The organism is Geodermatophilus sp. SYSU D00079, from assembly GCF_054050635.1.
Window position 1 is genome coordinate 55,199 of the sequence record NZ_JBJGZS010000012.1, and the last position, 20,546, is coordinate 75,744.

Below are 20,546 nucleotides of genomic sequence, written 5' to 3' on the forward strand. Positions count from 1 at the left end.
ATCGGGTCGGCCGGCGTGGTGGGTGCCGGAGTGGTCGGCGTCGGCTCGGCCGGCGTGGTGGGTGCCGGAGTGGTCGGCGTCGGCTCGGCCGGCGTGGTGGGTGCCGGAGTGGTCGGCGTCGGCTCGGCCGGCGTGGTGGGTGCCGGAGTGGTCGGCGTCGGCTCGGCCGGGGTCGTGGGTGCCGGGGTGGTCGGCGTCGGCTCGGCCGGCGTGGTCGGTGCCGGGGTCGTCGGCTCCGGGCTCGGACCGGGGTCCGGCTTCGGCTCCGGGCTCGGACCGGGGTCCGGCTTGGGTTCTGGCTTCGGCTCCGGGCTGGGGCTCGGGTCGGGCTTCGGCTCCGGGCTGGGCTGCGGCTCGGGGGTCGGCTCGGGCTCCGGCGCCACGCTCGGCGCGGCCGTGGTCGGCGTGGCCGTGGTGGGTGCCGCCGGGGCCGTGGTCTCCGCGGGCGGGGCCGGGCTGGTCACCTCGGCACCTCCGTGGTCGGGTCGTCCATCACTGCTGTCCCCCGTGTCCGGCCGTGCTCAGACCAGCGCCGCGATCAGCCCGGACGCCGAGCCCGCAAGCACCGCGCCACCCAGGACGTAGGCCAGGCTCACGGCGTGCTCGGCGCCCTCACCGCGCCGGTGGGCCAGCGCCATGCGCGCCCCGACCAGGAGCACCCCGACCACGCAGACGGCGAGCACCGTCCACGCGACCCACTGGACGATGGTCACGATGCCCTCGGAGCCGGGTGGGGCGACACCCTGGCCGGGGTCCACCACCGCGAGTGCGACGGGCGAGGCGAGCAGGCTCATCGGATCTGTCCTCGGGTCGAGAGGGCATCGGTCGTCGTCGTCCACGGTGGATCTGCGGTGGAGGAGCGGCAATGCCCGACATTGGGGGTGCCCCGGGGGTCCCCCGTCCGGATGTACTCGGTGGCGCACCGGTGTGGCGGGGGTCCCGCCGGGGTCGACGGGAGGGTCACGGGCATGCGCAGCTCGCGACGAGGTCTCGCGGCGGTTCCCGCACTGGCCGTGGCGCTCACGCTGGCCGGCTGCGGCAGCGCGCCGTCGGCGGCCGAGCCGGCGCCGCAGGCCACGCCCGAGCCCACCGTCGCGCCCGGCGACGCCGACGCGCAGCTGCCCCCCGCGCCGCCCTCCCCCGCGGACGACGACGCCTCCCGCGCTGCCGCCCTGGACGCCGCCACCGCCGCGCTGACCGCCTTCGCCCGGCCCGCCCTCGACCCGGCACAGTGGTGGACCGAGCTCCAGCCGCTGCTCAGCCCCGCGGCGGCGGTCGCCTACGAGGGCACCGACCCCGCGGCGGTCCCGGCGTCGGCGGTCACCGGGCCTCCGCAGCCGACCCCGGCGGTGAGCGCGTACCTGGCCACCGTGCTCGTCCCGACCGACGCCGGGGAGTACGCCGTCCTCCTCGTCCGCGAGGGCGACGGCGCCCCGTGGCTGGTCGAGCGGATCACCCCGGTCGAGGCGGCCGGCACGTCGTCCGGGGCCGTGACCCCGCCCCCGGGCGACGCCGGGCCCGTGCCGGGGACGGCGCCGTGAGGCGGGCCGCGGTCGCGGCCGTGCTGGCACCGGTGCTCGTCGCCGGCGGCCTGCTGACCGCCACCCTGGTGACCGAGGCCGACCGCCAGGCCGGCGCCTGCAGCCCCGGCGGGTCGCCGGTGAGCGTGAGCGGCGTCCCGGACGCACCGGTGGCCGGCTGGTCGGGCACCCAGCTGGTCAACGCGGCGCTGATCATGGAGGCCGGGGAGGCGCTGGGCGTCAGCGCCCGGGGCCAGGTCATCGGGGTGATGACGGCCATGGGCGAGTCCTCGCTGACCGTCGTCGACCACGGGGACGCCGTCGGCCCGGACAGCCGCGGGCTGTTCCAGCAGCGCGCCAACGGTGCCTGGGGCAGCTACGAGGACCGGATGGACCCCACCACCTCGGCCACGAACTTCTACCGGGCCCTGCTCGAGGTCGACGGCTGGGAGACGCTGCCCCCGACGCTGGCCGCCCACCGCACCCAGCGCAACGCCGACCCCTACCACTACGCCCGCTGGTGGGACGACGCGCTGGAGGTCACCGGCGCGCTCTCCGGGGCCACCGTGACCGGCCTGGCCCCCGGCACCGGCTCGGTGCCCTGCACCAGCACCGGCCCCCTGCTGCGCGCCGTCGACGGCGCCTGGACCTCGCCCACCGACGGCCCCCTCACCAGCGGGTTCGGCCCGCGCGAGGGCCCGACCGGGGGCGGCGTCCGGCTGCACGCCGGGCTGGACCTCGCGCCGGGCTGCGACGCCCCGATCGTCGCGGCGTCGGCCGGTGTCGTCGTGCGCGCCGGGGTCTCCTCCGGGTACGGCAACCTCGTCGTCGTCGACCACGGCAACGGCGTGGTCACCCGGTACGCCCACATGGAGGACGACGACCTGCTCGTGGTCGTCGGCCAGCCCGTGGTCGCGGGTCAGCAGATCGCGCGGGTCGGCACGAAGGGCGACTCGACGGGGTGCCACCTGCACTTCGAGGTGCTGGTGGACGGCGTCCCGACCGACCCGTCGACGTTCCTCGCCCAGCAGGGGCTGGACGTGGCCTGACTGTGGGCCGCGGCGCACCGGCGCCCGGAACAGCGGGTGCCGCGGAGCTGCTGGACAGGGTGTGGGAGCCGATCCGACCCCGACCGCCGTCCACCCCGACCTCGCCCGGCTGCTGCCGGTGCGGGAGATCCACGCCGAGCCGGCCGCCCTGGCCTCCCCCCGCGGCCGCGAGGTGCTCGCCCGGTTCCCCGACGCCCGGGTCGTCGAGGTGGCCTCGCACTGGCAGATCCCCGACCTGCACGGCAACGCCGGCAACGTCGACCGCTGGGTGCGGGTGAAGTCCGAGACGCTGGTCATGGGCGTGAAGAAGTCGCTGTCGGCCCGCCCCAACGGCCGCTCCGCGAACTGGATCGCCCCCTCGACCGCCAACGGGTGCGCGATGGCGTGCGCCTACTGCTACGTCCCCCGCCGCAAGGGCTACGCGAACCCGATCACCGTCTTCACCAACATCGAGCAGATCACCGGCTACCTGCGCCGGCACGTGGCCCGGCAGGGTCCGAAGCCGGAGGCCGACGAGTGCGACCCGGTGAGCTGGGTCTACGACATCGGCGAGAACAGCGACTGCTCGGTCGACGCGCTGGTCAGCGACAACGTCGCCGACCTGGTCACCACCTTCCGCGACCTGCCGACGGCGAAGGCCTCGCTCGCGACCAAGTACGTCAACCGGCAGCTGCTCGACCTGGACCCGCAGGGCCGCACCCGCATCCGGTTCTCCCTGATGCCGGAGGCCGACGCCCGGGTGCTCGACGTGCGCACCAGCCGGGTGGCCGAGCGCATCACCGCGGTCGACGACTTCGTCGAGGCCGGCTACGAGGTGCACCTCAACCTCTCCCCCGTCGTCCTGCGCGAGGGGTGGGAGGCCGACTGGGCCCAGCTGCTGCAGCGGCTGGACGACGAGCTGTCCCCGGCGGCCAAGGCGCAGGCCGCCGCCGAGGTGATCATGCTGACCCACAACCGCGACCTGCACGAGGTCAACCTCGGGTGGCACCCGAGGGCGGAGGAGCTCCTCTGGCGGCCGGACCTCCAGCAGCCCAAGCGCAGCCAGAACGGCCAGTGGAACGTGCGCTACCGCAACGACGTCAAGCGGGCCGGCCTGGAGCGCCTCCGCGGGCTCGTGGCCGCCGAGGCGCCGTGGCTGCGGGTGCGGTACGCCTTCTGACCCGCTCCGGTGTCGACATGACGCCATGTCGCCCCGGGCCGGGGGTGTTGACCGTGCGTGTGGGATCGTGGACGCGGCGTCCCCAGCAAGGAGGAAGACCGCGACGATGGCGTCCCCGTTCGACTCCGCCGTCGCTGCGCCGTCCCTGCTCACCGCCCTGCCCGACACCGTCGTCGTGGCCGACAGCACCGGTCGCATCGCCTACGTGAACCCGGCGGTGCGGGTGCTGCTCGGGTACGAGCCGGAGGCCGTCCTCGGGCAGCCCCTGGAGGTGCTCATGCCCGAGCGCTTCCGCGGCGGCCACGCCGCCGACTTCGCGCGCTTCCTCGCCACCGGTCAGGGCGAGCTGGCCGGTCGGACCACCCAGCTGCCGGCCGTGCACGCCAGCGGCCACGAGGTCGCCGTCGACGTCACCCTGGCGATGCTGCCGCCACCCGACGGTGGCGGGCCGGACCAGGCCGGGGTGGTCGCCGTCCTCCGCGACGCCAGCACCACCGTCCTGCTGGAGCGCCAGCTGCTGGTCGGCCGCTACCTCGCCGCGACGTTGCGGGTCACCGCGGCGCTCACCGAGGCGGCCGACGCCGACGTCGCCTTCCGGGACCTCCTGCCGACGCTGTGCACCGAGCTGGACTGGGACACCGCCACCCTCTGGCAGCCCGACGACGCGACCGGCCGGCTGCGGCACGCGCGCACCTGGACCGCGCCGGGAGAGCAGCCCGGCGCCCTGCACGCCGAGAACCGGACCCGCCGGTTCCGTCGCGGCGAGGGACTGCCGGGCCTGACCTGGGCCCAGCGGGTTCCGGTCGCCGTCGAGGACCTGTGCAGCGATCCCCGCTTCACCCGCGGCGCGGCCGCGCACACCGACGGCCTGCGCAGCGCGGTCGTCTTCCCCGTGCTCAGCGGCGGCGCCGTCCTCGCCGTCTGCGAGCTCTTCTCCCGCGAGCGGCGGTCGATCCCGGCCGAGCTGGTGGACGTCCTCGCCCACGCCGGCCGGCAGATCGGGCAGTTCCTGGGCCGGCTGCGCGCGGAGTCCGAGGTCCGGGAGCTCGCCGACACGCTGCAGCGCAGCCTGCTGCCCTCGACCCTGCCCGCCGTCCCCGGCCTCGAGCTGGCCGCCCGCTACCGCCCCGGCAGCGACTCGGGCCTCGTCGGGGGCGACACCTACGACGTCATGCCGCTGCCCGACGGTCGCTGGATGGCGCTGATCGCCGACGTGTGCGGCACCGGCGCGGAGGCGGCCGCCGTCACCGCGCTGACCCGGCACACCGCACGGGCCGCGGGAGCCTCCGGCGACCCGGCGGAGGTGCTCCGCGCGGTCAACGCCGCACTGCTGCACGAGCAGGGCGAGGGCCCCCTGCGGTTCGTCACCGCCTGCTGCCTGGTGCTCTCCCCCGGCCCGGACGGCGTCCGCGCCGCCGTCGGCGTGGCCGGGCACCCGCTGCCACTGCTGACCACCGGGACGGGCACCACGGAGGTCGGCGTCGTCGGGCGTCCGCTCGGCATCACCGCGGAGCTGGACCTCGAGGTCGTGGACGTCGACCTGCCGCCCGGCTCGACGCTGGTGCTCTACACCGACGGCGTGACCGAGGCCCGCGACGACACGGGGGTCCAGTTCGGCGAGGAGGGGCTGGCCCGCGTGGTCCACGCCGCGGCGCCCGGCGCCGAGGCGACCGTGGCGGCGGTGGGTGCCGCCGTCGAGGAGCAGCTGCGCTCCTCCCGGTACGAGGCCGACGACCTCGCCGTCCTGGCGCTGGGCGTGCCCGCTCAGCCGGTCTGACCGGTGTCCGCGTGCGCGGCGCCCACCGGCTTGGACTCCGGCGAGCCGCGCTGGCGCAGGTAGACCGAGAAGATCGCCATCGAGCCGACGGCCAGCATCTCCGACTGCCAGTTCTGGAACGACCGGTTCCAGAAGTCGGCCTCACCGAGGTAGCTCACCCAGCTGACCGGGTCCTGCCGGTCGGCCAGCTGCTCGGAGTTGTAGGCCGCCCAGCCGGCGATCGAGGAGGCGGCCCAGGTCAGCAGGAACAGCCCACCCATGAGCAGGCCCAGCGAGCGGGAGAACAGCGCCGTCCGCCACCCCCCGGCGCGTGCCCAGGGCGGTGACTCCCCGTCGGCGTGCCGCCCCACCTGCTGCTCCTCGTCGGACTCGGTGCCCTCCTGGCCCGGTTCCTTGGACTCCGAGGAGCCGCGCTGGATGAGCCACACGGTCGCGAAGACGTAGAGGAAGAACTGCAGGTACTCCGACTGCCAGTTCTCCATCACGTCCACCCCGAAGGACGACGAGGTGACGTAGTCGAGCAAGGAGACGGTGGGCAGCCCGTCGGCGACCTGCCGGGCGTTGAAGTCGGCAGTGCCCGACACCGCCTGGCCGACCAGGGTGACCAGGAACAGGACGCCGAAGGCGAGGCTGAGCGCGTTGGCGCGCAGCGGCCCGTACCGGCTCATCGCCCCATCAGCCCCAGCGCCGTCACGTAGACGATGCCGACCAGCAGCACGACCATGTAGACGGCGAACACCGCCCGGACACTCCTCACGGGCCCTCCACCTCGCAGTCGTAGGGCGCCTCGGCCCGGGGTTCGCAGCCGGCGGCGACCACCTTCCAGCCGGTGACGGTCTCGGCGAGGAAGACGGTGTCGCCGCCGAGCCGGACCTGGGCGTTGCCGCCCCAGACCTCCACCGCCTCCACGCCGCCGCCCGGCAGCGGCACCTGCTCGATCGCGTCGACACACGGTGCCGACGCCTCGGACTCCAGCGCCGCCAGCGTGGCCGGGGCCAGCAGGGCGCACCGCTGCGCGGGGTCGCCGGCAGGGTCCTCGAACGCGACGGCCACCCCGCCGACGTCCTGCTCCTGGAGGTCCGCGCACCCGGACAGCGACACGGCAGCCACGAGTGCGCCGCCGGCCAGGCACCTCCTCGTCGAGGTCCTCACGTGCCCTCCGCTCCTCCCCGGTCCCCGGCGGTGCTGGCCGGGTAGATCGCCTACCCCGGCCACGACTGCAGGCAAACGATCTTCGCCCGGCCGGGGGAACCGGGGGTTGCCCGGGCGCCGGCGGCTACCGTGGCCGCGTGGCGCGGGTGGCGGTCGTCGGCGCCGGGATGGGCGGGCTCGCGGCGGCGGCCCGGCTGGCGGCCCTGGGGCACGCCGTCACGGTGCTGGAGCAGGCCGCCGACGTCGGGGGCAAGCTCGGCTGGTACGCCCGCGACGGCCACGGCTTCGACACCGGCCCGAGCCTGGTGACCCTCCCCCAGGTGTACCGCGACCTGTTCGACGCCACCGGCGGCCCGCTGGAGGACGCCGTCGACCTCGTCCGCCTCGACCCGGCCGTCGCCTACCGGTTCGCCGACGGCACCCGCCTGGCTGTGCCCGGGCACCGCGCGGAGGTCCCCGACGCCGTCGACGCCGCGCTCGGGCCCGGGACCGGCGCCCGGTGGGCCGCGCTCATGGACCGCGCCGAGGCGATGTGGCGGGTGACCGAGCAGCCCTTCCTGCGCTCACCGCTGGCCGGTGCGGCCACCCTCGCCCGGCTGGCCCGCAGCGCCTCCGACGTCGCGACCGTGGCGCCGTGGCAGACGCTGCGCGGCCTGGGGACGGCGTACCTGCACGACCCGCGGCTGCGCACCCTGCTCGACCGGTACGCCACCTACTCCGGCTCGGACCCGCGGCGGGCGCCGGCCGTGCTGGCCACCGTCCCGTACGTGGAGCAGGCGTTCGGCTCCTGGTACGTGCGGGGCGGGCTGCGCCGGCTGGCCGAGGCGGTCGCGGCGCGGACGGTCGAGCGCGGCGCCGTCGTCCGCACCGGCTGCGCGGTCGAGCGGGTCCTGGTGGACGGCGGGCGGGTGTCGGGGGTGCGACTCGCCGGCGGGGAGGTGCTCCGGGCCGACGTGGTGGTCTCCGGGGCGGACGCCGCCGTGCTGTACGCCGACCTGCTGCCGCCCACCCGCACGACCCGGCGGGTGCGCCGCGACCTGGCGCGCAGCACCCCGTCCCTGTCGGGCTTCGTGCTGCTGCTGGCGCTGCGCGGGCGGACGCCGGGACTCGCGCACCACACCGTGCTCTTCCCTGCGGACTACGACGCCGAGTTCGACGCGGTCTTCGGCGTCGGCTCGTGCCGGGGCGTCCCGCAGCCGGTCGAGGACCCCACCGTCTACGTCAGCGCCCCCGACGACCCCGCCACCCGGCCCGGCGACGACGGCGAGTCCTGGTTCGTCCTGGTCAACGCCCCCCGGCACGACCCGGCCGGCGGGGTCGACTGGGACACCCCCGGGCTGGCCGACCGGTACGCGCAGCGGGTGCTCGCGGTCATGGCGGCCCGCGGCCTCGACGTCCGCGACCGCGTGCGCTGGTGCGAGGTCCGGACCCCCACCGACCTGGAGCGGGACACCCGCAGCGCCGGCGGCTCCATCTACGGGACGTCGAGCAACGGGGCCCGGGCGGCGTTCCTGCGCCCCGCCAACGCCGCACCCGTGCCGGGGCTGTTCCTCGTCGGCGGGTCCGCGCACCCCGGTGGCGGGCTGCCGCTGGTCGCGCTGTCCGCCCAGATCGTCGCCGGCCTCGTCGGCCCGGCGTGAGAGGGGCCCGGCGTCAGCCGCGGGCGGCGCCGTACCCGAGCAGGGCGGCCAGGCCGAGGGCGCTGCGCGGGGCGTAGGCGCCGCGCCACAGCCCGCCGTGCGCCGCGGCGTACGCCTCGTCCTGCCACGGGTGCTCGTGCGCCGGGCCGCCCCCGGTGTGCAGGTCGTGGACCAGGAGGGCCGCCATGAGCACGTTCGAGGTGGCCGGCTCGAACACCTCGACGCCGAACCGGTGCGCCCCGGCGTACGCGGCGGCCAGGGCGCGGTTCTTCACCACCGAGCGGGTGCGCGTCGGCGGCGCCACGTTGAGCGAGACGGTGCGCCCGGCGGCCCGCGCGGTCGTCGCCCGCCACCGCTGCAGCCGCTTGGCCAGCGCGTAGTTGGGCCCCTGCTGGGCCACCAGGCTGTCGGCGATGCCCGGGTCGGAGCCGGGCACGTAGGCCCGCTGCAGCAGCCGCCCCGCCGAGAGGGTGCGCAGCGGGCGGCCGAGCAGCTTGCCGGTGCGCGACCGCGCCGCGTAGGCCCGCACCGACTGCTCGACCGCCTCGGCCGGGACGGCGAAGACGTCGGTCGGCGTGGCCAGGAACGCCAGCGCGAGGTCCTCGCGGGCCGCGGTCAGGCGCACCGTGAGCGCGTCGACCGCCGTCGACACCCGCACGTTGGTCGCGCCGTCGGCGTAGACGTAGTTGCCGAGCACCGGCCGGCCGGGCAGCGCGGCCACCCAGTCGGCGACGGCCGGCACCTCGGTGACGAGGTCGGCGCCGGCCGTGGCGGCGACGTCCCCTGCGTCGCCCACCGGCAGCAGCAGCGTGCCGGCGCCGCGGCGGGCGGTGTCGAGCACCCGCTCCCACAGCGGCGCGTGCGGCAGGTCGACCCCCGCCACCCGGGCCCCCCAGCGCAGCAGGGCGGGCAGCGGGCCCATCTCCGCGCCGGCGCCCAGCACGACCACGGTGGTGTCGGGCAGCGCCAGCCACTCCGGGTGGGCGGCGACGGTGCGGACCGCCTCGGCGCACGAGGGCTCCACCACCCCCGCCTCCACCCAGGTGTCCAGCCGGCGCAGCAGGGCGTCGCCGCGCAGCCGCCCGCCGTGGAAGGGCAGGGACAGCTCCCGCTCCGGCTCGGCGGTGCCCCGCACCTCGGCCGTGGCGAGCGCCCGCCCGGCCGGCGCGGTGGCCAGGACGTCCAGCCCGGCCTCCCCGTCGTCGCCGGCGACCCGCATCCGGGCGTGCAGGGCGGTCAGGCCGGCGTCGGCGATGTCCCGGGCCGCCTGCGGAGCCGCCAACCCCGCCTCCACCAGCCGGCGGAAGTGGGTCAGGTACCCGGCCCGCCAGTTGGTCTCCCGCTCCGCGGCGCCGGCACCGGTCGGGTCGACCGGGCGCAGCGCGTCGGCCACGACCGCCCGCCCGAGCGCCGCGGTGCTGCGCCGACCGTCGGGGCCGGCCGGGAAGACGACCCCGGTCTCCGCGGCCATCAGTCCGCGGTCATCGGGGCGTCGACCGGGGCCCCGGCCTCCAGCCACCGCAGCAGGGTCCGGGCGCCGAAGCCGGTGCCGCCCTTCACCACCTCGGCGTCGTCGGCCGCGGCGCGGGCCGGCCCGGCGACGTCGAGGTGCGCCCACGGCAGGTCGCCGGCGAACGGCCGGAGGAACAGCGCGGCGGTCGTGCCGCCGGGGTTGCCCGGCGCGTTGTTGGCGTCGGCGACCGCGCTCTCCAGCAGGTCGACGTGCTCCTCGGCCAGCGGCATGCGCCAGACCGGCTCACCGGCGTGGCCGGCGGCGGTGCGCAGCGCGTCGGCCAGCCCGTCACTGGTGGCGTACAGGCCGGCGGTGCGGGTGCCCAGCGCGACCTTCATCGCCCCGGTCAGCGTGGCGACGTCGACCAGCACGGTGGCGCCCAGGTGCAGCCGGGCGTGGGCCAGCCCGTCGGCCAGCACCATGCGGCCCTCGGCGTCGGTGTTGAGCACCTCGGTGGTGCGGCCGCCGACGTGGCGGACGACGTCGGAGGGCCGGTAGGAGGAGCCGGAGACGGCGTTCTCCGCGGCCGGGACGACGGCGGTGACCGCGACCGGCAGCCGCAGCCGCGCGGCGGCGTCCACCGCGGCCAGGACGGCGGCACCGCCGGCCATGTCGGTCTTCATCTCGCGCATGCCGGCGGTGGGCTTGATCGAGATGCCTCCGGTGTCGAACGTGATGCCCTTGCCGACCAGCACGGGGTGCGCGGCGCCCGCGGCCGGGGGGCGGTAGGACGCCACGATGACGCACGGCGGCGAGGCCGAGCCGCCACCGACGGCGAGCACCCCGCCGAAGCCGCCGGCGCGCAGGTCGTCGACGTCGAGGACGTGCACGGTGACGTGGTCGAGGCCGGCGAGCCGTTCCCCGGCCTCCGCGGCCAGCCAGGCCGGGTCCTTGGTGTTGCTGGGGGTGTTGACCAGGTCGCGGGCCCAGGCGATCGACCGGGCGCCGACCTCCCCCGCGTGGGCGGCGGCGGTGACGGCGGGGTCGCCGGCGTCGGTGGCGACGACGGTGACGGTGGCCAGCCGCGGCGGGTGCGGCTTCGAGGTCTCCCGGAAGCGGTAGCCGGCCAGCAACGCGGTCTCGACGGCGGCGCGCACCTCCTCGGCCCCGGCCGGCGCCGCGGCGTCGTCGACCGGCAGCACCAGCCGGGTGGCGCCGTGCTCGGCGAGGGTCTGGGCCCGGCGGACGGCGACCCCCACGCACCGGCGCAGGTCGGGCAGGGTGGCGTCGCCGACCCCCACCGCGACCACGCTGCGCGGGCGCCGGCCGGGGATCGGCAGGTTGGTGATGACGCCCGGCGCACCGGTGTTGCCCGTGTCGCGCAGGGCGCCGGCGACCAGGTCGGCGTCGACCGGCGCACCCGGCGCGGTCAGCCACGACGGCAGCGCGGCGCCCGACCCGACCGGCACGGCCAGGACGTCCTCCTCCCCGAGCGCGGGGAGGGTGGTGGCGAGCTCGACCCGCGGCAACGGCGCGGCCCCGGTCGCCGGCGTGCTGCCGGCGGCCGGGGCCGTGTCGTCCTGCGCGGAGCTGCCCGGAGGCAGGTGCGCTGCGGTGTTCAGCTGGTCGCGCCCTTCAGTGCCTCGGACAGCGCCGCGGCCTCGTCGGGCGACAGCTCGACGACCAGGCGACCGCCGCCCTCGAGCGGTACGCGCATGACCAGGCCGCGCCCCTCCTTGGTGACTTCCAGGGGACCTTCACCCGTGCGCGGCTTCATGGCCGCCATGCGTGCCTCCTTCATCGGCCACCCGCGAGCCTGGTGAGCTGCGGTGCGGCTGCTCGTCGATGCTGTGAGCTCTGCTCCCCATGATCCCGTATCCGGCGCCGAGGACCAACACGAGGCCCCCTCAGGGGGTGGCGCGGAAGCAGTCGGCGACGTGGTCGTCGACCATGCCGGTGGCCTGCATGAGGGCGTAGGCGGTGGTCGGCCCCACGAAGACGAAGCCCCGGCGTTTGAGCTCCTTGGCCATCGCGGTCGACTCGGGGCTCGTGGCGGGGACGTCGGCGAGCGTGGCCGGCCGGGCCCGCGGGCCGGTCGGGGCGAACGACCACAGCAGCGCGTCGAGCCCCTCGGGGACCTGCTGCGCGGCGCGGGCGTTGGTGACCGCCGCCCGGATCTTGGCCCGGTTGCGGACGATGCCGGCGTCGGCCATCAGCCGGGCCTCGTCGTCCTCGGTGAACCCCGCGACGGCGTCGATGGCGAACCCGGCGAAGGCGGCCCGGAACGCCGGCCGCTTGCGCAGGATCGTGATCCACGACAGCCCCGACTGGAACGCCTCCAGGCACAGCCGCTCGAAGAGGGCGTCGTCGCCGTGCAGCGGCGTGCCCCACTCCTCGTCGTGGTAGGCGACGTACTCGGGGGTGCTGTCGCCCCAGGCGCACCTGACCACCGGGGCGTGACCGATCGGCTCCACGGCGCGGAACGCTAACCGCAGGGGCCGACAGCCCTACGGTCGTGCGGTGGCCGCGCCGGTGACCCTCCCCTCCCCGGTCGACCCGCGGCCCGCCCTGGCCCGCGCGCCCCTGACCGCGCTGGCCGCCGGCGTCGCACTCCTGCTCGTCGCGGTCTCCGGCCGGTACGGGTACCACCGCGACGAGCTGTACTTCCTGCGCGCCGGGCGGGAGGCGGCGTTCGGGTACGTGGACCAGCCGCCGCTCACCCCGCTGCTGGCCGCCGCGCTCGACGCGCTGGCGCCCGGGTCGCTCGTGGCGCTGCGGGTGCCGTCGGCCCTGGCCGCCGGGGCGGTGGTGGTGCTGACCGGCCTGCTGGCGCGGGAGTTCGGCGGCGGGCGCGCCGCCCAGCTGCTGGCCGCCGCGGCGATCGGCGTGTCCGCGTTCCTGCTGGCGGTGGGCCACCTGCTCTCGACCTCGACGGTCGACCTGCTGGTCTGGACGGCGCTGTCCTGGCTGCTGGTGCGGGCCCTGCGCGACGGCGGCGCGGTCTGGCTGGCCGCGGGCGCGGTCGCCGGGGTGGGGTTGCAGAACAAGCTGCAGCCGGCGTTCCTGGTCGCCGCCGTCCTCCTCGGGGTGCTGGCCGTCGGGCCGCGGGAGGTGTTCCGGTCCCCGTGGCCGTGGCTGGGCGGTGCGCTGGCGCTGGCGCTGTGGTCCCCGAACCTGGTGTGGCAGGCGTCCCACGGCTGGCCGCAGCTGGCGCTGGCCGAGGCGATCGCCGCCGGCAGCTCGGGCACCAGCGAGCCCTGGTACCTCTTCCTGCCCTTCCAGCTGGTGCTGGTCAGCCCGCTGCTGGTGCCGGTCTGGGTCGCCGGCTGGGTGCGCCTGGCCCGCGACCCGGGGCTGCGCCCGTGGCGGGCGTTCGCGGTGGCCTACGCCGTCCTCGCCGCGGGGTTCCTGCTCACCGGCGGCAAGCCGTACTACCTGGCCGGGCTGTACCCCGTGCTGCTGGCCGCCGGCGCGCAGCCGGTGCTGGCGTGGGTCCGGCGCGGGACCGGCCGGGTGCGGGCCGGGCTGGTGGCGGCCGCGCTGGCGCTCAGCCTCGTCGTGGACGCGCTGCTCATGCTGCCGCTGCTGCCCGTGGGCGCGCTGGCCCGCAGCCCGGTGCCGGCGGTCAACTACGACGCCGGGGAGACCGTCGGCTGGCCGGCGTTCGCCGCGACCGTCGAGCGGGCCCGGCAGCGGCTGCCGGCCGGCCGGCCGGTCGCCGTCCTCACCCGCAACTACGGCGAGGCCGGCGCCGTCGACCGCTTCGCCCCCGGCCTGGCGCCCGCGTACAGCGGGCACAACGCGTACTGGTCGTGGGGCCCGCCCGGGGACGAGGTGACGGCGGTGGTCGCCGTCGGGTTCCCCGAGGAGCAGCTGCGCCGCTGGTTCGGCCGGGTCGAGCCCGCCGGGCGGGTGGACAACGGGGTGGGCCTGGACAACGACGAGCAGGGCGTGCAGGTGTGGGTCGCCGCGGACCGGCTGGTGCCCTGGGCGCAGATCTGGCCGCACCTGCGCCGGCTCGGCTGAGCCGTCCCGTCCGGGACGGCCCAGCCGGGGCCGGCTCAGCCCTGCAGGTCCAGCACCCCGATCGGGACGCCGGCCCACAGCTCCCGCGACGCCTGCTCCGGATAGCGGTGCACCCCGCCCCGCTCCCCGGCGTCGAACACCCGGGTCAGCTGCCGCTGCTCGTCGTGGGCGGGCCAGCCGGGGTCACCGTCGCGGGCGAACGCGGTCCACGCCGCCTGCAGCTGGGCGGAGACCTCGGCCGCCTCCGGCGGTGGCGTGGGACCCAGCAGCTGCACCGCCAGGCCCTGGTCGAGGACGCCGAACACCAGCGGGACGTCGAGTGCGTGACAGGCGCCCAGGACGCCGCCCGCGCCCGGCGCCGGCCAGGTGAGCTCGTACAGGTGGCTGCGCCCGCCGCCGGCGGTGTGTGCCGCGGCCAGGTGCAGGCTCGGCACGCGGAACATCCGGTCGGAGTGGGCCAGCACGTACAGCTCCTCGGCCCCGGCGCCGGGGAACGCCGCCCGCACCCGGGCCGCGGCGTCCGGACCGGGCCCGAAGACGGCCATCGCCTCCTCCGCCATCTCGTCGGTGACCCGCCCGACCAGCCCGCCGAGGGCGAGGAACAGCCGCCACTCGTCCCGGTTGTGCCCGACCACCAGGGGGACGTCGCGGCCGGCGCCGGCGGCCAGCCCGGTCCACGGGTCGGTCGGCAGCACCTCGCCGTCCACCACCGGGGAGTAGGGCGTGGGGGTGTGCGCGACCAGGCCCCAGCGCTGGAGGGAGGACATCCGCCGGTCCAGCGCGGACAGCGCCGCGACCAGGTCGGCCGGTGGGACGTCGGCGAGCGCCGCGGCCGACGGGGCGAGGCCCAGCGGCGCGGTCAGCTCGGCGCTGACGTCGCGGGCCAGCGCCGGGGTGAGGTACGTGCCCGGCACGCTCTGCGCGATGGCCTGCGCGAACAGGTCCTCCGCCACCGGCATGACCAGCAGGGCGGCGACCGCCCCGGCGCCGGCCGACTCGCCGAAGACCGTCACCCGGGCGGGGTCGCCACCGAACGCGGCGACCTCCTCCTGCACCCAGCGCAGGGTGGCCACCACGTCGAGCAGCGCCCGGTTGGCCGGCGCGCCCTCCAGCTCGGCGTAGCCCTCGACGCCGACCCGGTGGTTGGCGGTGACCACGACGGCTCCGGAGCGGGCCAGCGCGGCGCCGTCGTAGCCCGGTTCCGCCGACGACCCCATCCGGTAGGCACCGCCGTAGACCCAGACCAGCACCGGCAGCCCGGTGGCGCCCGGGTCCGGCGTCCAGACGTTGAGGGTCAGCCAGTCGGTCGGGTCGTGGCGCACCGGCCCGACCGCGGCGGGGGCCGGCGGTGGCGGGCCCATCCACGCCTGGGGCGGCGGAGGCCCGAAGACGTCGGCCTCCCGGACGCCGTCCCACGGCTGCGCCGGGCGCGGTGCCTGGAACCGCAGCGGGCCGACCGGGGGTGCGGCGAACGGGATGCCGCGGAACACGGCGGTCCCGTGCTCGGTGCGGCCACGGACGGCGCCCGCGCGGGTGCGGACGACCGGCTGCTCGGTCACGTGGTTCCTCCAGGGGTCAGGGGACGGCGGCGTCGACGTCGGACAGCTCGCACCGGTCGCGGCGCACGGGGCTGCGGCGGGTGGCGAGCACGCAGCCGAGCACGATGACCGGCAGCCCGACGGCGAGGCCGAGGGTGAACGGCTCGTCGAGCAGCAGCACCCCCAGCAGGACCGCGACCGCCGGGTTGAGGAAGGTGATGACCAGCGCCCGCTGCGGGCCGACCTCGCGGATCAGCGCGAAGAACAGCGCCAGGGCCACGGCGGTGCACAGCAGGCCGAGGGTGGCCACCGACAGCAGCGCGTCGGCGGGGGCGCGCACCGCCTCGTCCAGCTGCGGCACGGCGAACGGCGCGTAGACGGCGGCGGTGACGGTGAGCGCCACCGCGCTGGCCGCCACCCCGGGGACGTCGGGCAGCCGGCGGCTGACGATCAGCGGCGCGGTGGCGTAGCCGACGACCACCAGCGCCACGGCGAGCAGCGGCAGCAGCGCCAGCCCCTCGACGTCGAGGCCGAGGAGGACCGCGATGCCGACCACCCCCAGGCCCATGCCGGCCAGCCGCACCGGCGTGAGCCGCTCCTCCTCCCCCGCCAGCCGGGCGGCGAGCGCGGCGACGAAGGGGACACCGGCGACCAGCAGGCCGGTCAGGGAGCTGGACAGCGTCTGCTCGGCGTAGGACAGCAGCAGCCAGGGGCCGGTCATCTCGAGCACGGTGAACGCCAGCAGCGGCTTCCAGTGCCGCAGCGCCGGGCGCAGCTGGCCGCGGGCGATCGTCCACGGCAGCAGCAGCGCGGCGCCGAGGACGCAGCGGGCGAAGACGACCATGACCGGCGAGAGCTCGCCGACCGCCACCTTGATCAGCAGGTACGGCACGCCCCAGATGAGCGACATCGCGAGGAACAGCGCCCAGCCACGACGGCTCATCGCTGCCCGCGCGCAGCACTGCACGACTCCACGGCCGACATCCTGCACGAGCCCCCCGACGTCTCCCGGCGGGTTCCGGCCGCGTCGTCCGGCGGCCGCGCCGTTTCCGGCCCGCTCCCCGGGGCACCGGTCGGCCGTGACCGATGCCCGCGTCGTGCCCGGCCGCCGGCTGCTGGTCTCCGGGCTGCTGCTCGGCGCCGGCCTCATGGGGGCGGTCGACGAGATCGTCTTCCACCAGTTGCTGCACTGGCACCACTTCTACGACCGCGCCAGTGGCGCGGTCGGCCTGGTCTCCGACGGGGTGCTGCACGCCGCCACCCTCTCGGCGGTGGTCGCCGGCCTGGCGCTGGTGGCCGACGTCCGGCGCCGCGGGGCCTTCGACCGGGTGCGCTGGTGGTCGGCGGTGCTGCTCGGCGCCGGCGCGTTCCAGCTGTGGGACGGCGTCGTCGACCACAAGCTGCTGCGGGTCCACCAGGTGCGCTACGGCGTGGACCTCGCCCCGTACGACGCGGCCTGGATCGGCGGCGCCGTCGTGCTGCTCGCCGCCGGGGCGCTGCTGGGCCTGCGCGCCCGCCGGCGGCCGTGACCGCGCTGGCCGTGCCGCTGGTCGCCGGCGCGCTCTACGTCGCGGCGACCTGGCGGTGCCGGGCCCCCTGGCCCCTCGTCCGGACGGCGTGCTGGCTGGCCGGCCTGGCCGCGGTGGGTGCGGGGTGGGCGCTGGCCGGTGCGCACGGCGACCTGCGGACGCACATGGCCGGCCACCTGCTGCTCGGGATGCTCGGGCCGCTGCTGCTCGTGCTGGGTGCACCCGTGACCCTGGCGCTGCGGGCGCTGCCGGTGGGCGCGGCGCGGCGGCTGACCCGGCTGCTGCGGACCCGCCCGGTCCGCTGGGCGACCGACCCGCTGGTCGCCGTGCCGCTCAACGCGGCGGGCCTGTGGGCGCTGTACGGCACCGACCTGCACGCCGCGGCCGCGCACCGGCCCGTGCTCGGCGCGCTGGTCGCCCTGCACGTGCTGGTCAGCGGGTACCTGGCGACCGCGGCGGTGCTCCCCGTCGACCCGGCGCCGCACCGGCGCGGGGTGGGCGTGCGGGCCGGCGCCCTGGCCGCGGGGACGGCGGCGCACGACGTCCTCGCGACGTGGCTGTACGCCACGCCACCGACCGGGTTCGTGGCCGCCGAGGAGGGGGCGCGGCTGATGTACGACGGCGGCACCGTCGTCTCGCTGCTCACCGCCGCGGTGCTGTGGCGGCGCTGGTACCTCAGCCGCGCCGCCGTCCGCCCGGCCGGCCACCCCGCAGGGGCCGCCCCGGTGGTCCGGCCGGGGGCTCAGACCTCCCCGGCGAGGTAGGCACGGCGCCGGTCGGGCGGGTACCTCTCGATCGCGTAGCGCAGCATCGTCCGCGGCATCCGGCGGTGACGCGGCCCGAGGAACTCCTCGGCCAGGGCGCGGTCGCGGTTGCCCACCTCGCGCAGCATCCAGCCGACGGCCTTCTGCACCAGGTCGTGCGGGTCGGTCAGCAGGCGGTCGGCCAGCCGCAGCGTCGGCTCGAACCGGCCCGCCCGGACGGCGCCGAACGTGGCCATCACCGCGATCCGGCGGTCCCACACCGACGCGGACCCGGCGAGCTCGTCCAGCACCGCGGGGTCGACGTCCCCCAGGAGGTACGGCGCCGAGGCGTCGACCAGGTCCCAGTTCGACACGTGCGCCCGGCAGCGCAGGTAGAGCGTGACGATGCGCTGCCGCTCGTCCTCCGCGGCCCGCTCGAACCGCCGCACCAGCACGAACAGCGCGGTCAGCCGCTCCTCGTGCAGCGGGCTGGTCAGCAGCTCCTCCGCCTGGTCGAGGGTCGTCGACGCCGCGTACCGGCCGGCGACCCGGCGCAGCACCGGGACGGCGATGCCGAGGAACCGGTCGCCCTCCCCGTAGCCCCCGGGACGGACCTGGAAGTACCGCGCCATCCCGGCCGCGCGCCCGGGGTCCGCGGCCGCCGCCAGCTCGGCCCGGATCGCCGCGGCGGTCACCGCACCGGCCAGGCGATCTCGAGGTGCGGCGTCCCCGGGTCGACGTCCCGGCCGGTGAGGTACACCTCGGCCGGGCTGCCGGCCCTGTCCAGGCCGGCCGCGTCGCACCAGCGGGCCACGGCGTCGTGGGCGCCGAGGATGCGTGGGAGCTCCGCCTCCTCGCGGGTGAGCAGCGCGACCGCCTCGCGCCCGGCCGGCTGCAGCCGGATCCGCAGGCCCGCTCCCGGCCGGGCCGGGCCGGTGGACGGGACGGCGACCTCCACCGGGCCGTCGCTGTCCTCGGTGACCATGCCGTGGTGGACGACCCGCAGCGCCCCGGCGGGTGCCGCGCCGCAGGCGGCGAGGTGGTCCTCGATCGACCGGCGGGCGGTGGTGACGACGTCGTCCAGCCCCTCGACGGTCAGTCGCCGCTCGGCGCTCAGCAGCGTGTCCTCGCCGGGCGGGCGACGTCGGACCACCAGCGGTCCACCGCGGCGGCGCGTTCCCCGGACCCGTCCACACCCGCAGCGTGGGGCCGGGTCGAGCCGGATGACGCGCTCGGGTGGTCCCCGCCGGTCGCAGACCACGGCAGCTCGCCGGTCGCTCAGCCGGGGTGGGCCACGGCGAAGGCGGCGAACCGGCGCAGCGACCGCCGCACGCCGAGCACCACGAACGGGCGCACCAGCGGCCAGCCCACCACGCCCAGCAGTCCGAAGGGCAGGTACAGCCGCTCGGTCCAGGTGAACGTCGTGCGCTCCCCGTCGGGCACCAGCTCGAAGATGCCGGGGCCGCGCACGACCCGGCCGGTGTGCTGGACGACGACGCGCCGCGGGGGGTCCCACTCGGTGATCACCATCGTGTCGAGCACGCCGAGGTGCCGCCCGCGGCGCCACGGGATGCCGGTGCGCGCGGCCAGCCGGCCGCCGAAGCCCTGCGCGTCCCCGCCGACGGTCTCCACGTCGGTGAGCAGCATCCACTCGCCCTGCCGGGTCCAGTCGGTGAGCGCCGCCCACACCCGCTCGGGCGGGGCGTCGACCGTGGTCGTCTCGACGAGCTCAGGCATCGGCGTGCGTCCCGTCCTCGGGGGTGGGCGTCCGCGGCGGGACGTCGTCCCGCGCGGGGGCCGCGGTGTCGTCCAACCGGCGGCGCAGCTCGGCCAACTGCGCGTCGCGCTCCTCCAGCGTCTGGGCCAGCTGCTCGACCAGCCAGTCGACCTCGGTCATGCGGTAGCCGCGGACGGTCACGCTGATCCGCGCCGCCCGGAGGTCGTCGGCGGTCACCGGGCGGTCCTCCGGCAGCTCGAGCGGAGAGCGGTCGGGATCGGCCGGCGGGCGGGTCTCCCCGCGGCCGAGCAGCAGCGAGCCGCCGAGGAACACCAGCCCCCCGACCACCAGCACGGTGACGACGAAGACCACGGCGGAGAGCACGCCGGAGGGCCTCAGGCGTCGCTCGGGCCGGCGTCGGCCGGGACCGACCGCATGCCGCCGCCGTTGTCACCGGCCTGCCGCGCCGCCTCGGCCTCCTGGACCAGGCGGATGACCTCCTCGACGTCGTCGGTGACGGTGAACAGGTCCAGGTCGGTCTCCTTGATGGTGCCCGCCGGCACCATCGTGCTGCGGATCCAGTCGACCAGCCCCGACCAGTACTCCGACCCGTACAGGACCACCGGGAAGCGGGTGACCTTGGCGGTCTGCACCAGGGTGAGCGCCTCGAACAGCTCGTCGAGGGTGCCGAAGCCGCCGGGGAGGATCACGAAGGCCTGCGCGTACTTCACGAACATCGTCTTGCGGACGAAGAAGTAGCGGAACGCGATGCCGACGTCGACCCACTCGTTGAGCTCCTGCTCGAACGGCAGCTCGATGCCCAGCCCCACCGACAGCCCGCCGGACTCCGAGGCCCCGCGGTTGGCCGCCTCCATGGCCCCCGGGCCGCCGCCGGTGATGACCGCGTACCCGGCCCGCGCCAGCGCCGCGCCGATCGCGACGCCGGCCGCGTAGTGCGGGGAGTCCCGGGGGGTGCGGGCGCTGCCGAAGACGCTCACGGCGCGGGGCAGCTCGGACAGCAGCCCGAACCCCTCGACGAACTCGCTCTGGATGCGGAGCACCCGCCAGGGGTCGGTGTGCACCCAGTCCGTGGGACCGCGCCGGTCCAGCAGCCGCTGGTCGGTCGTCGTCCCGACGGTGCGGGCGTCGGGCTCGCCGCCGCGCAGCATCACCGGGCCGCGGTGCCGGGTCGGGCGGGGCCGGCGGCCGTCGGCGGGCTCCGGGGTGGTCGTCATGCGCGGCT

General features: G+C 77.0%; 23 protein-coding genes. 9 read left to right on the plus strand and 14 right to left on the minus strand.

Translation table 11 applies throughout. From position 1 onward, the window contains the following. Positions 1-15 precede the first annotated feature (15 nt). Entirely contained in the window at positions 16-585 is a 570-nt protein-coding gene (locus tag ACI79E_RS11970; protein ID WP_456932764.1) for a hypothetical protein, read from the plus strand. On the opposite strand, the gene ACI79E_RS11975 is transcribed toward ACI79E_RS11970, so the two are convergent. Continuing rightward, positions 522-794 (minus strand): hypothetical protein, encoded by a 273-nt coding sequence (locus tag ACI79E_RS11975; protein ID WP_456932765.1) that lies wholly within the window; start codon positions 792-794, stop codon positions 522-524. The two genes, ACI79E_RS11970 and ACI79E_RS11975, sit on opposite strands and share 64 nt — an antisense overlap. A gap of 174 nt (positions 795-968) precedes the next feature. Here ACI79E_RS11975 and ACI79E_RS11980 point away from each other — a divergent pair, with 174 nt between their 5' ends. The 4 genes from ACI79E_RS11980 to ACI79E_RS11995 all read left to right on the plus strand — a co-directional run bounded on the left by ACI79E_RS11980 (position 969) and on the right by ACI79E_RS11995 (position 5,505). Then, positions 969-1,541 (plus strand): hypothetical protein, encoded by a 573-nt coding sequence (locus ACI79E_RS11980; RefSeq protein WP_456932766.1) that lies wholly within the window; start codon positions 969-971, stop codon positions 1,539-1,541. After that, positions 1,538-2,569, plus strand: coding sequence for a M23 family metallopeptidase (locus ACI79E_RS11985; RefSeq protein WP_456932767.1), 1,032 nt, complete (start codon positions 1,538-1,540; stop codon positions 2,567-2,569). The genes ACI79E_RS11980 and ACI79E_RS11985 overlap by 4 nt, the downstream gene beginning before the upstream one ends. Positions 2,570-2,630: 61 nt before the next feature. Next, positions 2,631-3,728: a spore photoproduct lyase family protein gene (locus ACI79E_RS11990; RefSeq protein ID WP_456932768.1), complete on the plus strand. Its 1,098-nt coding sequence runs from the start codon at positions 2,631-2,633 to the stop codon at positions 3,726-3,728. Between the two features lie 106 nt (positions 3,729-3,834). After that, complete coding sequence (locus ACI79E_RS11995) at positions 3,835-5,505, plus strand: SpoIIE family protein phosphatase (RefSeq protein WP_456932769.1); 1,671 nt, start codon at positions 3,835-3,837, stop codon at positions 5,503-5,505. Here ACI79E_RS11995 and ACI79E_RS12000 read toward each other — a convergent pair. Beyond that, complete coding sequence (locus ACI79E_RS12000) at positions 5,493-6,173, minus strand: DUF6766 family protein (RefSeq protein ID WP_456932770.1); 681 nt, start codon at positions 6,171-6,173, stop codon at positions 5,493-5,495. The genes ACI79E_RS11995 and ACI79E_RS12000 overlap by 13 nt on opposite strands. 85 nt (positions 6,174-6,258) lie before the next feature. Continuing rightward, positions 6,259-6,657, minus strand: coding sequence for a hypothetical protein (locus ACI79E_RS12005; RefSeq protein ID WP_456932771.1), 399 nt, complete (start codon positions 6,655-6,657; stop codon positions 6,259-6,261). 137 nt (positions 6,658-6,794) lie between these two features. On the opposite strand from ACI79E_RS12005, the gene ACI79E_RS12010 reads away from it, so the two are divergent. Beyond that, positions 6,795-8,297, plus strand: coding sequence for a phytoene desaturase family protein (locus tag ACI79E_RS12010; RefSeq protein ID WP_456932772.1), 1,503 nt, complete (start codon positions 6,795-6,797; stop codon positions 8,295-8,297). A 13-nt stretch (positions 8,298-8,310) separates the two neighbouring features. On the opposite strand, the gene ACI79E_RS12015 is transcribed toward ACI79E_RS12010, so the two are convergent. The 4 genes from ACI79E_RS12015 to ACI79E_RS12030 all read right to left on the minus strand — a co-directional run bounded on the left by ACI79E_RS12015 (position 8,311) and on the right by ACI79E_RS12030 (position 12,224). Beyond that, on the minus strand, positions 8,311-9,768 hold the full coding sequence (locus ACI79E_RS12015; protein WP_456932773.1) for a hypothetical protein: 1,458 nt from the start codon (positions 9,766-9,768) through the stop codon (positions 8,311-8,313). Continuing rightward, on the minus strand, positions 9,768-11,279 hold the full coding sequence (locus tag ACI79E_RS12020; RefSeq protein ID WP_456932774.1) for a leucyl aminopeptidase family protein: 1,512 nt from the start codon (positions 11,277-11,279) through the stop codon (positions 9,768-9,770). The genes ACI79E_RS12015 and ACI79E_RS12020 overlap by 1 nt, the downstream gene beginning before the upstream one ends. Positions 11,280-11,368: 89 nt before the next feature. Then, a complete protein-coding gene (locus ACI79E_RS12025; protein WP_012947303.1) occupies positions 11,369-11,536 on the minus strand; it encodes a DUF3117 domain-containing protein in 168 nt (55 codons plus the stop codon). Positions 11,537-11,657: 121 nt separating this feature from the next. Continuing rightward, complete coding sequence (locus tag ACI79E_RS12030; RefSeq protein WP_456932775.1) at positions 11,658-12,224, minus strand: DNA-3-methyladenine glycosylase I; 567 nt, start codon at positions 12,222-12,224, stop codon at positions 11,658-11,660. A 46-nt stretch (positions 12,225-12,270) separates the two neighbouring features. Between ACI79E_RS12030 and ACI79E_RS12035 the strand changes: the two genes are divergently transcribed. Then, positions 12,271-13,776 carry a glycosyltransferase family 39 protein gene (locus ACI79E_RS12035; protein WP_456932776.1) on the plus strand — a complete coding sequence of 502 codons (1,506 nt, stop codon included), beginning with the start codon at positions 12,271-12,273 and terminating at the stop codon, positions 13,774-13,776. Positions 13,777-13,811: 35 nt separating this feature from the next. On the opposite strand, the gene ACI79E_RS12040 is transcribed toward ACI79E_RS12035, so the two are convergent. Both ACI79E_RS12040 and ACI79E_RS12045 read right to left on the minus strand, forming a co-directional pair. After that, on the minus strand, positions 13,812-15,335 hold the full coding sequence (locus ACI79E_RS12040) for a carboxylesterase/lipase family protein (RefSeq protein WP_456932777.1): 1,524 nt from the start codon (positions 15,333-15,335) through the stop codon (positions 13,812-13,814). Between the two features lie 16 nt (positions 15,336-15,351). Beyond that, entirely contained in the window at positions 15,352-16,257 is a 906-nt protein-coding gene (locus ACI79E_RS12045) for a DMT family transporter (RefSeq protein WP_456932778.1), read from the minus strand. A gap of 136 nt (positions 16,258-16,393) precedes the next feature. Here ACI79E_RS12045 and ACI79E_RS12050 point away from each other — a divergent pair, with 136 nt between their 5' ends. Together ACI79E_RS12050 and ACI79E_RS12055 are read left to right on the plus strand one after the other, a co-directional pair. Further along, on the plus strand, positions 16,394-16,843 hold the full coding sequence (locus tag ACI79E_RS12050) for a DUF2243 domain-containing protein (protein WP_456932779.1): 450 nt from the start codon (positions 16,394-16,396) through the stop codon (positions 16,841-16,843). Further along, positions 16,840-17,607 (plus strand): cytochrome c oxidase assembly protein, encoded by a 768-nt coding sequence (locus ACI79E_RS12055; protein WP_456932780.1) that lies wholly within the window; start codon positions 16,840-16,842, stop codon positions 17,605-17,607. Before ACI79E_RS12050 ends, ACI79E_RS12055 begins: the two co-directional genes overlap by 4 nt. Here ACI79E_RS12055 and ACI79E_RS12060 read toward each other — a convergent pair. The 5 genes from ACI79E_RS12060 to ACI79E_RS12080 form a co-directional block, all read right to left on the minus strand. Next, on the minus strand, positions 17,586-18,281 hold the full coding sequence (locus ACI79E_RS12060; protein WP_456932781.1) for a DNA alkylation repair protein: 696 nt from the start codon (positions 18,279-18,281) through the stop codon (positions 17,586-17,588). The two genes, ACI79E_RS12055 and ACI79E_RS12060, sit on opposite strands and share 22 nt — an antisense overlap. Then, the gene (locus ACI79E_RS12065) at positions 18,278-18,739 is read right to left on the minus strand and encodes a hypothetical protein (protein ID WP_456932782.1); all 462 of its coding nucleotides are present in this window, start codon (positions 18,737-18,739) and stop codon (positions 18,278-18,280) included. Before ACI79E_RS12065 ends, ACI79E_RS12060 begins: the two co-directional genes overlap by 4 nt. Positions 18,740-18,864: 125 nt before the next feature. Further along, positions 18,865-19,323: an SRPBCC family protein gene (locus ACI79E_RS12070; RefSeq protein WP_456932783.1), complete on the minus strand. Its 459-nt coding sequence runs from the start codon at positions 19,321-19,323 to the stop codon at positions 18,865-18,867. Beyond that, a complete protein-coding gene (locus ACI79E_RS12075; protein ID WP_456932784.1) occupies positions 19,316-19,687 on the minus strand; it encodes a DivIVA domain-containing protein in 372 nt (123 codons plus the stop codon). The genes ACI79E_RS12070 and ACI79E_RS12075 overlap by 8 nt, the downstream gene beginning before the upstream one ends. 11 nt (positions 19,688-19,698) lie before the next feature. Then, a complete protein-coding gene (locus ACI79E_RS12080; protein WP_456932785.1) occupies positions 19,699-20,538 on the minus strand; it encodes an LOG family protein in 840 nt (279 codons plus the stop codon). Positions 20,539-20,546 lie beyond the last annotated feature (8 nt).

Coding starts and splice junctions, on each gene's coding strand:
- ACI79E_RS12070 (WP_456932783.1), bottom strand. CDS start 19,323: ATGCCTGAGCTCGTCGAGACGACCACGGTCGACGCCCCGCCCGAGCGG.
- ACI79E_RS12015 (WP_456932773.1), bottom strand. CDS start 9,768: ATGGCCGCGGAGACCGGGGTCGTCTTCCCGGCCGGCCCCGACGGTCGG.
- ACI79E_RS11975 (WP_456932765.1), bottom strand. CDS start 794: ATGAGCCTGCTCGCCTCGCCCGTCGCACTCGCGGTGGTGGACCCCGGC.
- ACI79E_RS12000 (WP_456932770.1), bottom strand. CDS start 6,173: ATGAGCCGGTACGGGCCGCTGCGCGCCAACGCGCTCAGCCTCGCCTTC.
- ACI79E_RS12045 (WP_456932778.1), bottom strand. CDS start 16,257: ATGAGCCGTCGTGGCTGGGCGCTGTTCCTCGCGATGTCGCTCATCTGG.
- ACI79E_RS12025 (WP_012947303.1), bottom strand. CDS start 11,536: ATGGCGGCCATGAAGCCGCGCACGGGTGAAGGTCCCCTGGAAGTCACC.
- ACI79E_RS11995 (WP_456932769.1), top strand. CDS start 3,835: ATGGCGTCCCCGTTCGACTCCGCCGTCGCTGCGCCGTCCCTGCTCACC.
- ACI79E_RS11980 (WP_456932766.1), top strand. CDS start 969: ATGCGCAGCTCGCGACGAGGTCTCGCGGCGGTTCCCGCACTGGCCGTG.
- ACI79E_RS12080 (WP_456932785.1), bottom strand. CDS start 20,538: ATGACGACCACCCCGGAGCCCGCCGACGGCCGCCGGCCCCGCCCGACC.